Source organism: Amycolatopsis sp. NPDC059657 (assembly GCF_042734395.1).
Classification (GTDB): Bacteria; Actinomycetota; Actinomycetes; order Mycobacteriales; family Pseudonocardiaceae; genus Amycolatopsis.
Genome location: NZ_JBHWEB010000045.1, coordinates 59,637 through 74,374 on the forward strand (window position 1 = coordinate 59,637; position 14,738 = coordinate 74,374).

A 14,738-nucleotide genomic window follows, 5' to 3' on the forward strand; every position below is an offset into this window, starting at 1 on the left:
ACCAGGTTCCGGAAGGGTCTTTGCCTGGTGCGGCCGCTGTGGCCGGACCGGACTGAGACGGGGTGCGGATGAAAGGCCCGAACGTAGATCTGGGTAAGGCCGTGCTGTACGGCGTTTCCGGTGGTTTCCTGACGGCTTTGTTCGGCACGCTTGGCGCGGGGATGGCGCAAGCGGCGCCGCCTCCGGCCTTGGTGAAGCCTTCGGATAAAACGGTGCACAACGCGGTGGCGAATGCTGTGAAAACGCCGGCTCCGGTTTCCAGGCCGACGTCTTCGCCGACGCCTTCTCCGGCGAAGGACAAGGGCTCAGCGAGGGATAAAGGCTCAGCGAAGGACAACGGCGACGACAAGGGCAAGGGCAGCCACAAGGATCCGAGGGTGGATGGCAGGGTGTCTTCGGATGACGGGCCGCGGAACGCGAACAACGGTGTGAAGCAACCAGAAAAACCGAAGGTTTTCGGCCCTCCTGCTACGCCCGCGGCCACTAAAGTGCCGGTCCTTGACAAGAAGTCCGCCGATCGGTTCAACCGCGTGGTCCGGCAGACGTTGCCCGGCGCTTTACCCCCACTTCCGAAAAACGCGGGAGGCGGTGGCGTCGCGGTGTCCGACCAGGCGGGCGACGCGCGGCGCACCAAGGTCGGTGGCGTGGCGGTGTCCGACCACACCAAGGCCGGTGGCGGCGCGGTGTCCGACCAGCTGGGTTCGGGGCGGCGGGCCGCCGAGAAGGTCGCCAGGAATGAGAAACAAGTGAAACTCGAGGCCAAGCTGCGGGCCGAGAAGGCCAAGAAGGCGGCGAAACGTGACGCCGAGCGGTTGGCATCCGAAAAGCAGAAGAAGGCCAATGAGCGACCGATCAAGTCGGTCGGGGTCTGCGGCAATTTGTCTGCGACGGGCGGCATCCTCAGCACTGGATTAGGTGGTTGCGTGGTGGCCGACAGCAAGGGTGTCGGCTTGACCGGTAGCACCCGTGGTGGTCCCGAGGTGGGCGCCGGCGGGCACGCTGGTGTCGGCGTCCAGGTCTCCTCGGCGGACATCGATGCGTTGGAGGGCCTTTCCGCCAACGTGGGGGGATCGGCCGTGGCAGGCGTCGGGCTGGAGGGTTCGGGCGGGGTGAGCCTCGATGGCAAAAACAACGTGACGTACTACGGCGGTGCCGCCGCCGGCGCGGAGGGGTCGGGAGGCGGCAACTTGGAGTACACGAAGGTCATCCGGCTGTTCGATTGGCCAGGGTGGCTCACCCCGGGAGAGGAGAAGGACCTCCATTCAGAGCGGAGGTTCGGCCGCTGAGTGACGCGGCTCGATCATGCGATGCGCGAGCTGGCCATCAGAGGTTCCGGTACGGCCTGCTGAAGAATCCGGCCAAAAGGACGCCGACGCGGCGGTGAACAGCGCCGCGGTTGCGCTCCGATGACCGAGCCGACACCGAGGCCGGTCATCATGACCCCGAACCCGGGCTCCGCGGCCCAGCGGATCCTGGGCGAAGATCGGCAGTGCGACCTCGATCAAACCGACAGCGGCGAGGTTGAACACGAGCGTGGTCAGCAGGGTCGCCAGGAGGGTCAGGCTGGACACCAGGAAGGTGATCGCGTCGACGAGCAGCCCCACACCGCTCTTGAGCGCCCCGTCGCCTTCACCGCCCGGGATTCGGGTTGAAGACGGGGTGGAAGCTTTCCGGCGGGGCGAGGTAGGTGGCCGGGAGCCCGCCGGTGTCGATGACGATCTGGTCTACGGCGTTCGCCGGGTCGACCATCCACAGCTTGAGGACGTGGTCGCCCGGCCGGTCCACGGTGATGCTCGTGGTCAGTCTCTCGATGCCTTCGACCACGTTGCGCGACCACGCGGCGGTGGCGGAGGTGGCCGCTGTCCCATTGAGCAGGATCGGGATGCCGGAATCGAGGCCGATGGCGAGCCTGCGGGTGCCGCGTGCGTCCAATGAGGGCAGCCGGTACACGGTGACCGGGAAGGTGCCTGCCGTGGTGAAGCGGACGTTGTACTGGAGCTCGGGCGCCACCGTGCGGCTGTCGCCGTCGAGGCGTGCCGCGGTGAACGGCGCGCCGATGACGGCGGCGCCGGACCGGCCGAGGCCGGGAACCGTCTGCCAGGTGGCATCGGACCTCGGCACCAGCCGGTCGTAGTGCTCGGCCTCGATCGACACGTAGCCATGTGCCTCGACGAACCCGATCGCCGTGGCCCGCCCCCGCTCGCCGTCGTTGGCGACCTGCAGTGGCACGGTCACCATGGTGCTCGCGCCGGTGATGCGCACCTGCGGGCTGCTGACGCCCGGCGGGGCCGCGGCCCAGTCGACGCTGACCCAGATCCGCGTCTGGTCCGGGGTGGTCCCTGTCCTGGTGCTGACCCGCACCCAGGGGTGACTGGGGGACGCTTGCCAGGACAGCGGGGCGAACCCGGTGTTGAAGATGTCGATGAAGCGCGTGGTGCGGGTGTACGAGGAGAACGTCAGGGGCCGGGTGACGCCGGTTTCGTTGCCCTCGGCGGCCACGCCGAGACCCACGGCGCCGGTCCGGGTACGTCTTGTCACGGCGGGCACCCGCGGGGCCTTGGGGACGTTGGCCGGGTACGGGTTGATGATCTCTTTCCACTTGCCCCCGGCGATCGCGGTGTTGTAGCGGCGGGTCAGCGCCTCCTCGTCGGCCTGGGCCCGCTCGGCGAGGTCGGCGAAGACGTTCACCCCGGCCCCGCGGCCCTGCTTGACGGCGAGTGCGTTGCGGTCGGCGCAGACGAACTTCAGATTCATCAGGTACGCACCGGTCAGCGGATACTGCAGCAGCTCGAAGAAGGCGTCCTGGTAGGACGACGGCAGCTGCCGTCCCACCGCCTCGGCGCGGCCGATCAGGCTCCGGTACGCCGTCATCCGCCGCTCCGCCTCGTCGCCGTGGTGGACGAGGGAGAAGACCCCGCTCTGGATGAACTCGGGGCGCAGCGCCGCGGCCAGCTCGTAGTAGCCCTGCCGGATCTCGGCGATCTCTCGGGCGTGCGCGGCGCCGAACTGGCGACCGGCCCACTCGGCCAGCCGGGGTTGCACGTCCTCCGCGCGCCACCTGTCGATGTCCCAAGCGAGCGCCATCGCCAACGACAGCCCGGTCTCCTGCGACTTCAGGTCGCCCACGTTGATGATCCAGGTGTGGCGGACCCCGTTGTCGTACGCCCGGCGCAGCTCCTGCCAGATCTTGGCCGGCGCCGTGGTGTCCAGCCACAGGTAGCTCTTCGGCGATCCCCAGTACGAAATGTGGTAGTACAGGCCGTTTCCGCCGGAGCGCTGCCGCTCGGCCGCGGTGGGCAGCTGCCGCATGTTCCCGTGGTTGTCGTCCGGCCAGATCAGCGTCACGTCGTCGGGCACCCGCACCCCGGCGTTGTAGAGGTCGAGCACCTCCTTGTACGGGATGAAGATCTGCGGCACGGCACCGGCCGCCGGCCTGACCTCTTCGGCCAGGATCCGGCGCTGCTGGGTGATGATGTCGTTCATCACCGCGACCCGCTCGGCCGTGGTCTTGGCATTCTTGGTGACCAGGCCCGAATCGTGGATGCCGCGCATACCGACCGTCCAGACGCTTTCGTACCGGGCGTTGGCTTTCGCCCGCGCGCGCCAGTAGTCCAGGATCGTCGTCGGGTTGACCGTGTAGTCGTACTCCGGGAGGCTGCCGTCCGCGTTGCGGTGTGCCTCCGCCCACGGCTGCCACTCGTACACGTTGTTGCGCAGCAACGCCTCCGGGTGGCTGGAGCCGACGACGATGCCGTACTCGTCGGCCAGGCGCGGGTTGTCCGGGTACTTGTTGAAGTGGTCCGACTCGGGGTGCATGGCCGGCCACAGGTAGTTCGCCTTGAGCCGCAGCATCAGTTCGAAGATCCGGGTGTAGGTGACCGGCCCGATGTGCTTGCCGGGCTCTTCCGTCCGGTACGCCCACTGCGAGAGGTTGTCTTCGTCGTTGAGGAAGATGCCGCGGTACCGGATCGCCGGTTCACGCCGCTTCTTCGTGACCAGAGGCAGGGTCACGGTGTCGCGGCGCGGCACCGGCACGTCGGCCCACCAGTACCACGGCGAGACACCGATGCGCTCGGAAAGATCGTAAACGCCGTAGATGGTGCCGCGCCGGTCGCTGCCGGCGATGACCAGCGCGCGGTCGACCCCGGCGACCGGCGCCTCGACGACCTGGGTCACCGACGCCTCCCAGCGTCCGGCAACCTCGGAGACGTCCAGTCGGCCGGACGCGACGAGCTGGTCGATGACTGGGCTGTGGCCGATCGTGCCGATCAGCACCGCCGTGCGGGACAGCCCGGCGGTGCGGTTCGTCAGAATGGGCAGCACGCCACTGACCCGCTCGATGTCCGCCTGCAGGTCGCCCGCCACGCGGCGGACGGCCGCGTCGTCGCCCGCGTCGACGAACACGTCGGCGGCGACGCCGCCCGCGACCAGGGAAAAACCGTCGCCTGCGGCGAAAGCCGGCTCGGCGGCGAACAAGGCCGCAGCGGCCGGGGTCAGCGGCAGCGCGCCGACGGCGGCAAGCCCCCGCAGGAACGACCGGCGGGATGGCACGAACGCGTCGTCATCCGGATGCCCCGGCGGCTTGGCGATCACGGGTATGTCCCCTTCCACATGGCGGCTCGGCGGCGCATGGTTCCCTGGAATAGAACCTCATGGCGGAGAACGTGGCAAGGCTTTCGCGTCCGGTATCTGTGAACGCTCACAGCGCCGCTTTCGAATTCGTCGAAATGTTCTCGATCTTCCGCCTGAAAGCGCTGTCAAAGTCGGAGCTCGCGTTCGAGCGAGAAGATTGAATTCGATCATTTCGATCATTCGGACGAATTCGGCGAGTACTGTCGAACCCAAATCGAATCGACCGGTTCGCCACGAGATCCGGCACTGGCGGCGGTAGCCGTCGCCGTGCCGCTTGTCGCCACCGCTCGCACGCTCAAACCCCAGGACCTGGTGTCGTTCGTCGAGTCGACGCTCATCGAGGGGGCACGAACCTCGCCGCCAGTGACATCCTCGACGTCGAACTCGTCGATGACGACGAGCCCGGTGATGAGCTCGACATTGGCTCGGGACGAGCGAGGCCCGGCTTCGATGGGCCGAGTTCGAAGCCCGCTAGGAGTCGCCGCGGTCGTGGCTGCCGGTCGTGCGGACCAGGGAATGCTGTTACGCCGGGGACCGGGGTGAAGCCGAATTCCCGCAGTACGCGCCCGTTCTGCGCGTCGTTCCACGCAGGTGCGATGAACTCGAGCGTGTCCATGGGCAGCTGGTCCGGGTCGGCCCACACCAGCTCGGTGCATTTATGCGGCTCCCGGATCTCCGGTGTGCGGGTGATTCGGCCGGGCTGATCCGCACGTTGGTCACCAGATGCCGGCTGGGCTGCGCACCTTCCGCGATGAGGTCGCCGATCGAGGATCAGCTCGGTGATTTCCGCGCGGTCTTCGGCGGTCACCATGGGACGACGCCGTCGCGATCGCGGTAGGTGCCAGTGGGCCCGTCCGGGGCGGCCGTGGCGAGTTCGATGATCGCGTCGGTGCCTTCGGTCACGGTCTGGGTGCCCAGGTAGTCGTTGATCTCGGTGGCGGTCGGGCCAGGGTCGGCGATGTTGACCCGGAACCGCGGGAGAGCCTCGGCGTACTTCAGCGTGAGCATGTTGATCGCGGCCTTGCTGGGCTGGTAGAAGGGCAGCGGATTCGCATGCTCCAGTGTCGACGGGTCCACCGACCGGGTGAACGACCCCATGCTGCTGGACACGTTGACGATGCGCGGCGCGTCCGACTTCTCCAGCAGGGGCAGGAAAGCGCGGGTGGTGCGCAGCGTACCCAGGTAGTTGGTCTGGATCACGCGCTCGGCGTCCCCGGCCGTGAGATCGTGGATGTCGGTGATGCGCGGACCGGCGATGCCGGCGTTGTTGACCAGGACGTCGATCCGGCCTTCGTGCGCGAGGACGTCGGCGGCCGCGGTCTCGACCGAGGCTTGGTCGCTGACGTCGATGGCGACGAACCGGGCCCCCAGCTCGGCCGCGGCTTTCGCGCCGCGTTCGGGGTCGCGGGCGCCGAGCAGAACCTGGTGGCCGAGGCCGACGAACCGCCGGACGGCCTCATAGCCGATGCCGCGATTGGCGCCGGTGATGAAGGTGATGGTCATGGGAAAGCCCTCTCAGCGAACGAAAGCCTGCGCGGACAGGCCGTTGATGGTGGTGTCGCCCTGCTGGAACCCGACCATGGCTTCGCTCACGGCGTGCGGGTAGTTCAAGGACGGCGCGGTGAGGCGATCGAGCTCGCCGACGTGCTCGGCGGTGAGGGTGACCTCGATCGAGGCGAGGTTGCTTTCGAGTTGGGCCACGGTGCGGGCGCCGATCAGGGTCGAGGTGACCTCGGACCGCTGGCGGACCCACGCGAGCGCGGTCGCGGCGACGGTGGCGCCGAGCTCGGCGGCGATCTTCTCCAGCGCGTCGAGCAGTACGAAGGTCGACTCGGTGAGGTGCGTGCCCGCGTATGCGGTCCGGCCGGAGTCTTCGGCCGTGGTCTTGGTCCGGGAGTACTTGCCGGACAGGGCGCCGCTGGCCAGCGGACTCCATGGCGTGATCCCGAGGCCGAAGTGCCGGGCGGCACCGAACATCTCACCCTCGACGGTGCGTGCGAGCAGCGAGTACTCGACCTGCAGCGCCGCCACCGGCGCCCAGCCGCGGAACCGGGCGATCGTGGCGGCTTCGGCGACCCACCACGCCGGGGCGTTGGACAGGCCGATGGCGTGCACCTTGCCCGCGCGGACGAGGTCGTCCAGTGTGGACAGTGTTTCCTCGATCGGGGTGTGCCGGTCCCACTGGTGCATCCAGTAGAGGTCGACGTGGTCGGTGTTGAGCCTGCGCAGGGAGGCGTCGAGCTGTGCGCGGATCGCTTTCCGGCCCGCGCCACCGGAGTTGGGGTCACTCGCGTCCATGCTGCCGGTGAACTTGGTGGCCAGCACCATCCGGTCCCGGCGCCCCGGCCTGGCGGCGAAGTACTGGCCGAGAGTCGCTTCCGAGGTGCCTGCGTTGTACATGTTGGCGGTGTCGACGAAGTTCCCGCCCGCGTCGAGGTAGCGGTCGAGGATCTCGAACGACGTCTCCGGGCCCGAGCCCCAGCTGCCGTCATCGAAGTTCATGGCCCCCAGCGCGAGCGGGCTGACGCGCAACCCCGAACGGCCGAGGGTGCGGTAGTCGGTCAGTGGCATCTGCTTCTCCGTGTCCGATGTGGTGTGTACACAACCGACGATGCCCGTCCGCGCGCCGATCGAGAAGGCCGCGTGATCCTGGGTGTGCGGCACCCAGGAAGCCCGTGCCTTCCCCAGCGGGCCGGCCGGCTCGAGGATCGAGAGCGGACGAAGGGAGCACCATGCCGAACAGTGACGTGGTCGAAGAGTGGATCGAGAAATACGTGCACGCCTGGACCACGAGCGCGCGCAAAGACATCGAAGCGCTCTTCACCGGCGGAGCCGAATACCACGAACGACCGTACGAGACCGACTGGATCGGGCGGAACGAGATCGTCGAAGGCTGGCAAAGCCGTGACGAGTGGCAGAAGAACGGCTGGACCTTCGAGTGGGAGATCCTGATGATCACCGGCGACACCGCCGCGGTGCGCGGGCGTGGCACCTACGCCGAGTTCGGCGCGTTCGACAACCTCTGGACGCTGACCTTCGCGCCGAACGGCCGTGTGGACACCTTCCGGATGTGGAACAACGCCGCCGGCGCGTGAGCGTCCACTGTGGTCCTTTACCGTCGAACCGCGTGACCGGCACTTCCTCACGCTTGCTTCGCTTGCTGTCGCTGCTCTCGTCGCGGCCGAGCTGGACCGCCGACGAGCTCGCCCAGCGGATGGAGGTCACCGACCGCACCGTGCGACGGGACATCGTGCGCCTGCGGGAACTCGGGTACGACGTCGAATCCGATCCCGGCCGGTGGGGCGGCTACCGGATGCGGCCCGGGCATCGGCAGATCCCGCTCGTGCTCGACGACGAGGAATCACTGGCCGTCGTCGTCGCACTGCGGGAGGCGGCACAGACCGGCGTGCTCGGGGACGATCAGGCTGTGCTGTCGGCGTTGCTCAAGCTGAGGCAGCTGCTACCCGCTCGGGTGGCCTCCCAGCTCGGGGCGATGGACGACGTGTTCGAACACACCGCCCGAGCCGGCGGCCTGCCACTGTCGCCTGGTCTGCTCGCCTGCCTGGCCACGGCCTGTCGCCGCGGCGAGCGTCTGCGACTGTCCTACCGGGACGCGCACGGAACCGGCAGCACGCGCATGGTGGATCCGTACCGGCTGGTGTTCACCGGGAACCGCTGGTATTTCGTCGCGCGTGATGTCGACCGCGGGGTATGGCGGACGTTCCGGGCCGATCGCGTCGTCCGCGCCGAACCGACCGGTCAGGTCATGCGCGTCGACGACCCACCCGACGCTGCCCGGTTCGTGGCCGAAACCCTCACCGGCGGCTACCCGCTCTACGCGGTCGTGCGTGTCCATGTTCCGTTCGAGCAGGCGATGCGCGCGGTACCTCCGCCCCAAGGCGTGCACCGGCCCGACGGTCCGGACGCCACGATCGTGGAGCTCGGCGGCGCGGACGCCGAAACCCTCGCCCGGCGCCTGGTCGGGCTGGCGGTGCCGCTGACCGTCCTCGGCCCCGCCGAAGTTCGCGAGGCAGTCCGGCGGCGTGCGCTCGCTCTGGCCGAGAGCAACAGCTGAAGCTCAACTTCCGGCGGCCATCGGCGTGCCGGGCAAGGCGAGGTCAGCGCCCGGCATGCAGGGAAGCGAGGAAAGCCAGTGCCTCGGCGCTGCGGCTGCCCGGCTCGGCGGTGCCGACGAGCAACTGCTGGCCGGGCGCGTCGTGCACGTCGAAGGTCTGGTAGGTCAGTTCGACCCGGCCCGCCTCCGGGTGCACGAACACCTTGAACGCACGCGTGAGTGCGCCGACGAGCTGGTCGGACCACAACTTCCGGAACTCGTCGGAGATCTCCAGCATCTCCTGGACCAGACCGCTGATCTCCGGGTCGTCGCGGAACCGCCCGGCGTTGAGCCGTAGCGCGTAGACGGTGTCGCGGACCACCGTCGGCCACTGGACGAACACCGTCTTGGCCGCGGGGTGGGTGAACTGGACCCGGACCATGTTCCGCATGCCCTCGAACGGTGCCAGCAGCGCCGAGGCGAGGGTGTTCGTGGCCAGGATGTCGAAGCTCGGGTTCAGTACGTAGGCCGCCGAGGCCGGGAACGCGTCGAGCAGCTGCAGCAGCGACGGATGCACGGTGTCCCGTGCGACGGCGCCGCCGAGGCGTGGGTTGAGCCCGGCCAGGCGGTAGAGATGCTCCTTGCCGTCCGCGGTCAGCCGCAGCGCCTGGCCGATCGCGGCGAGGACCTGGGCCGAGGGATTGCGCTCGCGGCCCTGTTCCAGCCGGGCGTAGTAGTCGGCGCTGACCCCGGCCAGCACGGCGACCTCCTCTCGGCGCAACCCGGCCACCCGACGGTTGGCCCCCGCGCCGGCCAGCCCCGCGTCGGCGGGGTCGAGGCGGGCGCGGCTGGCGCGGAGGAAATCGCCGAGCGGTGTGGCGGAGGCAGCGGGCATGTCGCCGAGGCTACCGCCGCCCCGCCGACATGGCCCCGTGGCGCGGCTTCCGGGCGCGGCACCGCTAGGACGACGCGCCTCGCACCGCTCGTCCGAGGTCGCCACCGATTTTGTCCATAGTGGACTCGTAGGCCGCCGGCACGTCCACGCCGAGCCGGTCGCCGAGGACGAACACCCACCACAGGCATTCGGCGAGCTTGTGCCGTAGCTCGTCGTCGACGTCACCGTCGATGCCCCACGTGCGCTCCGCCGCGAGCACCAGGCGCCCGACGTAGGCGGCGTCGTTGGTGAACCCGAGCGCGAGTTCGGGCAGGGTCCACGTGCGGCCCAGGAGTCGGTTTTCGAGCTGCTCGTACAGCGCGCGCACCTGCAGCGCAAGGGCGTCGGCTTCTTCAAGGCTCATAGCGGTCTCCTGTGCTCGATGTCGTGACAGGCGCGACCGTAACCGCGAACCCGGACAGGTCGGGTCCGGGAAACGCTGTCCGCTGGATCACACGATCGAGCGGCCTACCCGGACCCGACCTGTCCGGGTAGATCCCTAGCGTCGTCACCGAACCCCCGCCAGTGAAAGGAAACCCCTGTGAACGGACGCCTTCTCGTCTATGGCGCCACCGGCTACACCGGCCGGCTCGTCGCCAGCCGAGCCGTCTCGGTCGGCCTGGACGTCGTCGTGGCAGGCCGTGATCCCAACCGTGTCCACGAACTCGCGAACGAACTCGGCGTCGAAGCCCGGGCCTTCGACGCGGGCGAAGCGCGTGAGGCACTCGAGGACATCGATTGTCTCCTGAACGTCGCAGGCCCGTTCCGTCACACCGCCCGCCGCATCACCGAGCCCGAGAAGCTCACGATCGCCCTGCGCGTGACCGGCGGCTTCTCGGCCGGTTCGCTCGCCAGCTCGGCCGGGTTCGAGGAGCTGGGCACCCTCGTCCGGCGCTCCGGCGAACTCACCCGCCTCGAGAGGGCCATGCCTCGGACATTCGACTTCGGCGCAGGCCCGGAGAAGTGCCTGCCCACGCCGATGGGTGCCCTGATCACCGCGCCCAGATCCACCGGCCTCGGCGATATCGAGGTTTACCTCGGCACCGATGACGGCTTCCCCGCCTTCACCACCGACGGACCCACCGCCGAGGAACGCGCCCGCGGTCAGTACCACGCACTGGCCGAAGTGACCGGCAGCGACGGCCAGATCGCCCGATCCCTGATCACCACGCACTCCGGCTACACGTTCACCCAGCACAGCTCGGTCGAAATCGCCCGCCGGGTACTTGCCGGACGGTTCATCACCGGATACCAGACCCCAGCGTCGGCCTTCGTGTAGGTGATCGGTGCCGACGACGACCAAGGCGAACTGTTCCGGATCTTCAGCTGCCACACCGTGTTCACCGACACGGACAGAGGCGCAACGTCAAGCTCGGCTGGTGATTGTGGTGCGGACATGGAGGGTGCGTCGTGCCACGGCAGTGAACAGAAGCGCTGCTGCGGCGACTACGGCCAGCGCGCCGAGCCCGAGCGCGTAGGAGCCGAAGGCGCCGTAGAGGGTGCCCATGACCAACGGCGGGATGAAGCCGCCAAGGCCTCCCGCCGCGCCGACCACTCCGGTTACCGATCCGACTTTGCTGGTGGGGGTGAGGAGCGCGACGAGTGCGAACACCGCGCCACTGCCCGCACCGAGCGCGGCTGCCATGGACAGGAACGCGATCGTGCCCAGTGGTATCAGCTCGGGGGCGAAGGCTTGTGTCGCTGCCGCGGCGGTGACGACGGCGAAGACCCCTCTCAGCACGCGCACGGGGTTGAAACGGTCGGACAGCCAGCCGCCTACCGGGCGCATGATCACAGCGAACAGCACGAAGCCTGCCATGCGGTTGGCGGCGTCGGCCTGAGCGAGCCCGTACGCTGTCTTGAGATAGGCGGGCAGGTACACGGAGAACGCGACGTAGCCGCCGAACGCGATGGCGTAGAGCGCGGAGGCCTGCCAGGTCACCGGCAGGCGGAGGGTGTCGCGCAGGCGGCGTGTGAGTGGTTCGGTCGGCACTGTCCGGCCCGGTGCGTCGCGCAGCAGCCGCGCCGCGACGACCGCGTAAAAGGCCAAGGCGCAGGCTGTGACGATGAACGGGGTCGCCACTGTGCCCGCTTTCGCCAGTGGCACAGTGGTGAGCGCGCTGACAGCGGTACCACCCATGCCTGCGCCGAATATGCCGATGGCCAGCCCCCGCCGTTCGGGTGGGAACCAGGCGTTGACGAACGGCACGCCGACGGCGAACGCGGTACCGCCGAGGCCGAGGAAGAATCCGCCGATCAACAGCGCGGCCAGCGAGCTGTGCCCGGCGAGACCGAGGAACAGAACAGGGACGATGGTCAGCGCGGAGACCGCCGGGAACATCACCCGCCCGCCGTAGCGGTCGGTCAGCGCGCCGACGGGGATCCGTCCGAGAGACCCGACGACCACCGGCACCGCGACCAGCAACGCCTGCTGGAACGCGCTGAGCCCGAGTGAGTCCTTGAACGACGGACCTAGCGGACTCAGCAGCGCCCATGCCCAGAAGTTGAGCGCGAAACCGATGGTGGCCAGGCTCAACATCAGCATTCGTCGCCCGGCGGTCACCGGATGGCTAGGCGCGTCTTGTGTGGCAGTCATTGCGTCTCATTCCTCGGATGGGTGCGCGGGCCGTTCCAGCTTCATTCACCGTGGCCCGAGGGGACAGAGACCAAGGCCTCGGCAGGCGGGACCAAGGTCACCGCCTGGACAGTGCACTGTGGACTACAGGGTGAGGAAAGCCCGCTGCGGCAACGGAAAGCAGTCCTGCCAGCTCGATCATGCCGATCCGCGCCGGTCGCCATGCCGGGAGATGTGCCCAGCGCACGCGAGCGATGAGCAGGACGAACGGCGCGACCGGCCACCACGGGATGCCGGTCGCGGAGCAGACGATGGCTACCAGGACGGGAGTGGCCAACGCGCAGGCACGCGAGGTGCGGGCGTAGGCGGGGTTGTGACGTTCACGGATCAGCGACTTCACGTGCAGTGTGGAGCCGATGAGCACCGTCGCGGTGATGAGCGCCGCAGCCAGCACCGGCGGGCGGCCAATGGCATCAGCCAAGGTGACCAGTTCGTGGCTGCCGCACCGAGGAGTAGAGGCAGCCGAGGAAGCCCCAAGCGCCGTGTTGTGGTGGCACCAGGGGAGAACGGCGGACTGTACGTGCCGTGGCGGTCATCGCGTGCGCTCCACTGACCGTGCGGCGACATCGGCGTCGCAGCAGAAACCGGTACGGCGGCGCTTGAGACACAGCAGGCCGAGCAGTGCTCCGTCGTCGGCGAGCACGGCGAGGCGCCGCTGCCCGCGCGCCAGCATCAGATGGCGAACGTGTTCGGCGGGCAGGTCCGCGGCGACGATGCGACCACTCAGCCGCGCGTGGGCCAGCGCGTGGTCTGTGCCGTCGATGTCCTCGGTGATGTCCTCGCGCACCAGGGTGCCAAGTAAACGCCCGGCCTCGGTGAACAGGAGCATGTGGACGTGGTCGTCCGCGAAGCAGTCCCTGGCCTGACGCACCGTGGTCTGAGCGGGCAGGGTCTTGGGTAGCCGCAACACCACGTCACCGACCGTTTTGCCGATCAGATCCGGCGACGCGAACTCACGCAACGCCATCTCCCCGCGCTGCGATCCTGTCTCGCACCGCGTCCGGAGCTGGGGTTGATGCGGCTGGTGCCCCACGCCTGGCGCGGTAGACGACATAGGGGCGCCACAGGTAGGCCACGGGCGCCGACCACACGTGTACCAGGCGCGTGAACGGCCACAGCGCCAGGAACACGAAGCCGCCGAGAGCGTGCAGCTGGTAGACGAGCGGGGCCTCGGTCATCAGGTGTGTTTGTGGTGCGAACCAGAAAACACCACGGAACCAGACCGCGATCGTCTCGCGGTAGTCGTAGCCGTCGCCGAGCAGGTTCGTGCCGATCGTCGCCGCCATCCCCAGCACCACCATCGCGGCCAGCGCCGCGTAGAGCACCTTGTCCATTGTCGTGGTCACCCGGCGGACTCGTCTATTGACGAACCGGCGTGCGATCAGCAGAGCCAACCCGGTCACGAGCACGATGCCGGCGAGGGCGCCGCCCCACACCGCGGTGGCGTGATAAAGACCTTCGGGGATGCCGACCCACCGCGTCAGGGCCGCGGGTACGACCAAGCCCACGGCGTGACCGGCGATCACGCCGAACGCGCCGAGATGGAACAGCGGTGACGCCAGGCGCAGGATGCGGCTTTCCAGTAGCTGGCTGGTGTGGGTGGTCCAGCCGAATTGGTCGTGGCGCCACCGCCACCAGTGGCCGAGCACGAACACCGCGAGACAGGTGTACGGGATGACGATCCAGATGAGCGTGGTCACGGGGCACCCTTCCCTGGCGAGGTGGTCAGCGCGCACGACGCGGCGGTGAGGTCCGGGCCGAACCCGATCGCGTCGACTTCGGAGCCGTAGGGCGCGAGCCCGACCGATTCCACCGGCGGGCCGTCTTGGGCGAGCGCGCGGACTGCTTCGCGGTCGGCTGCGGTCAGCGGCGGGAGCGCGGAGACGACTGCTTCGAGCAGGTGCCGGTACGGCGATCCTGCTTCCTCCAAAGCGGAACGCAGCAACTCCAGTCCCCGGCGGTGCTGGCGCAGGGGCGCCTCGCCGTCGCCGGGACCCTCGGTGGCGGCGAATTCCAGCACCACAGGCAGCAGGTCAGGCAACTCGCCCGCCCGCGGCAACAGCCCGTGCGCGCGGTAGCGCTGTTTCAGCATGAGCAGGGCGATACCCCGCTTGCGGGTGTCGCCGTGCAGGTAGTAGGTCAGGTAGAGCCCGCTGCGGCGACGCAGGTCGAATGTGCCCACATAGTGCTTTTCGACATCGAGCGCGCCGGTGGCGAGGAACCAATCGAGGAACGTCGTGAGCCGCGCGCGCACCTCGGGGTGCGTGATCTCGTCAACGGCGCGCCGCAGCTGGTGCCCAGCATCGAACAGCCGACCGTCAGGGTAGGTGAGAAGCAGGGAGGCGAGGTCGAAAAGCCGGGACCGATCGGATCCGGTCACTGCGAGGTCGGTCACTAGTGCACCCTCTTCCGTGCGGGCCCTTGGAAGGGGCTTGTGGTAGGAACTAGGCGGAAGCCGGGGTGACGGCCTATGTCGGTCGCCT

15 protein-coding genes are annotated in these 14,738 nt (G+C 68.7%); 4 read left to right on the top strand and 11 right to left on the bottom strand.

Annotated elements, in window-relative coordinates:
• The first annotated feature begins 68 nt into the window (after window positions 1-68).
• Window positions 69-1,286, top strand: coding sequence for a hypothetical protein (locus ACFV15_RS24300; RefSeq protein WP_378352874.1), 1,218 nt, complete (start codon window positions 69-71; stop codon window positions 1,284-1,286).
• Here ACFV15_RS24300 and ACFV15_RS24305 read toward each other — a convergent pair.
• From ACFV15_RS24305 to ACFV15_RS24320, 4 genes are all read right to left on the bottom strand, one after another.
• The gene (locus ACFV15_RS24305; RefSeq protein WP_378352875.1) at window positions 1,263-1,604 is read right to left on the bottom strand and encodes a hypothetical protein; all 342 of its coding nucleotides are present in this window, start codon (window positions 1,602-1,604) and stop codon (window positions 1,263-1,265) included. The two genes, ACFV15_RS24300 and ACFV15_RS24305, sit on opposite strands and share 24 nt — an antisense overlap.
• A gap of 25 nt (window positions 1,605-1,629) precedes the next feature.
• On the bottom strand, window positions 1,630-4,593 hold the full coding sequence (locus tag ACFV15_RS24310) for a glycosyl hydrolase 115 family protein (protein WP_378352876.1): 2,964 nt from the start codon (window positions 4,591-4,593) through the stop codon (window positions 1,630-1,632).
• An 843-nt stretch (window positions 4,594-5,436) separates the two neighbouring features.
• Window positions 5,437-6,135: an SDR family NAD(P)-dependent oxidoreductase gene (locus ACFV15_RS24315; RefSeq protein ID WP_378352877.1), complete on the bottom strand. Its 699-nt coding sequence runs from the start codon at window positions 6,133-6,135 to the stop codon at window positions 5,437-5,439.
• Window positions 6,136-6,147: 12 nt separating this feature from the next.
• Window positions 6,148-7,203, bottom strand: coding sequence for an aldo/keto reductase (locus ACFV15_RS24320; protein WP_378352878.1), 1,056 nt, complete (start codon window positions 7,201-7,203; stop codon window positions 6,148-6,150).
• 161 nt (window positions 7,204-7,364) lie between these two features.
• On the opposite strand from ACFV15_RS24320, the gene ACFV15_RS24325 reads away from it, so the two are divergent.
• Entirely contained in the window at window positions 7,365-7,727 is a 363-nt protein-coding gene (locus tag ACFV15_RS24325; protein WP_378352879.1) for a nuclear transport factor 2 family protein, read from the top strand.
• A 32-nt stretch (window positions 7,728-7,759) separates the two neighbouring features.
• The gene (locus ACFV15_RS24330) at window positions 7,760-8,707 is read left to right on the top strand and encodes a helix-turn-helix transcriptional regulator (protein WP_378352880.1); all 948 of its coding nucleotides are present in this window, start codon (window positions 7,760-7,762) and stop codon (window positions 8,705-8,707) included.
• A gap of 43 nt (window positions 8,708-8,750) precedes the next feature.
• Here ACFV15_RS24330 and ACFV15_RS24335 read toward each other — a convergent pair whose 3' ends face one another.
• Both ACFV15_RS24335 and ACFV15_RS24340 read right to left on the bottom strand, forming a co-directional pair.
• On the bottom strand, window positions 8,751-9,581 hold the full coding sequence (locus ACFV15_RS24335) for a helix-turn-helix domain-containing protein (RefSeq protein ID WP_378352881.1): 831 nt from the start codon (window positions 9,579-9,581) through the stop codon (window positions 8,751-8,753).
• A 64-nt stretch (window positions 9,582-9,645) separates the two neighbouring features.
• Window positions 9,646-9,984, bottom strand: coding sequence for a hypothetical protein (locus ACFV15_RS24340; protein ID WP_378352882.1), 339 nt, complete (start codon window positions 9,982-9,984; stop codon window positions 9,646-9,648).
• Between the two features lie 177 nt (window positions 9,985-10,161).
• Here ACFV15_RS24340 and ACFV15_RS24345 point away from each other — a divergent pair, with 177 nt between their 5' ends.
• Window positions 10,162-10,899 (top strand): NAD(P)H-binding protein, encoded by a 738-nt coding sequence (locus ACFV15_RS24345; protein WP_378352883.1) that lies wholly within the window; start codon window positions 10,162-10,164, stop codon window positions 10,897-10,899.
• 87 nt (window positions 10,900-10,986) lie between these two features.
• On the opposite strand, the gene ACFV15_RS24350 is transcribed toward ACFV15_RS24345, so the two are convergent.
• The 5 genes from ACFV15_RS24350 to narJ all read right to left on the bottom strand — a co-directional run bounded on the left by ACFV15_RS24350 (window position 10,987) and on the right by narJ (window position 14,650).
• A complete protein-coding gene (locus tag ACFV15_RS24350) occupies window positions 10,987-12,216 on the bottom strand; it encodes an MFS transporter (RefSeq protein ID WP_378352884.1) in 1,230 nt (409 codons plus the stop codon).
• 97 nt (window positions 12,217-12,313) lie between these two features.
• The gene (locus tag ACFV15_RS24355; protein ID WP_378352885.1) at window positions 12,314-12,676 is read right to left on the bottom strand and encodes a hypothetical protein; all 363 of its coding nucleotides are present in this window, start codon (window positions 12,674-12,676) and stop codon (window positions 12,314-12,316) included.
• 111 nt (window positions 12,677-12,787) lie between these two features.
• On the bottom strand, window positions 12,788-13,216 hold the full coding sequence (locus ACFV15_RS24360) for a CBS domain-containing protein (RefSeq protein WP_378352886.1): 429 nt from the start codon (window positions 13,214-13,216) through the stop codon (window positions 12,788-12,790).
• Window positions 13,209-13,955 (bottom strand): respiratory nitrate reductase subunit gamma, encoded by a 747-nt coding sequence (gene narI, locus ACFV15_RS24365; RefSeq protein WP_378352887.1) that lies wholly within the window; start codon window positions 13,953-13,955, stop codon window positions 13,209-13,211. The genes ACFV15_RS24360 and narI overlap by 8 nt, the downstream gene beginning before the upstream one ends.
• Window positions 13,952-14,650, bottom strand: coding sequence for a nitrate reductase molybdenum cofactor assembly chaperone (gene narJ / locus ACFV15_RS24370; RefSeq protein ID WP_378352888.1), 699 nt, complete (start codon window positions 14,648-14,650; stop codon window positions 13,952-13,954). The genes narI and narJ overlap by 4 nt, the downstream gene beginning before the upstream one ends.
• Window positions 14,651-14,738: the final 88 nt, after the last annotated feature.

Bases quoted from the DNA above. Each gene is read 5' to 3' on its own strand.
- ACFV15_RS24335 (WP_378352881.1), bottom strand. From the start codon at position 9,581: ATGCCCGCTGCCTCCGCCACACCGCTCGGCGATTTCCTCCGCGCCAGC.
- ACFV15_RS24320 (WP_378352878.1), bottom strand. From the start codon at position 7,203: ATGCCACTGACCGACTACCGCACCCTCGGCCGTTCGGGGTTGCGCGTC.
- ACFV15_RS24325 (WP_378352879.1), top strand. From the start codon at position 7,365: ATGCCGAACAGTGACGTGGTCGAAGAGTGGATCGAGAAATACGTGCAC.
- ACFV15_RS24300 (WP_378352874.1), top strand. From the start codon at position 69: ATGAAAGGCCCGAACGTAGATCTGGGTAAGGCCGTGCTGTACGGCGTT.
- ACFV15_RS24315 (WP_378352877.1), bottom strand. From the start codon at position 6,135: ATGACCATCACCTTCATCACCGGCGCCAATCGCGGCATCGGCTATGAG.
- ACFV15_RS24340 (WP_378352882.1), bottom strand. From the start codon at position 9,984: ATGAGCCTTGAAGAAGCCGACGCCCTTGCGCTGCAGGTGCGCGCGCTG.
- ACFV15_RS24350 (WP_378352884.1), bottom strand. From the start codon at position 12,216: ATGACTGCCACACAAGACGCGCCTAGCCATCCGGTGACCGCCGGGCGA.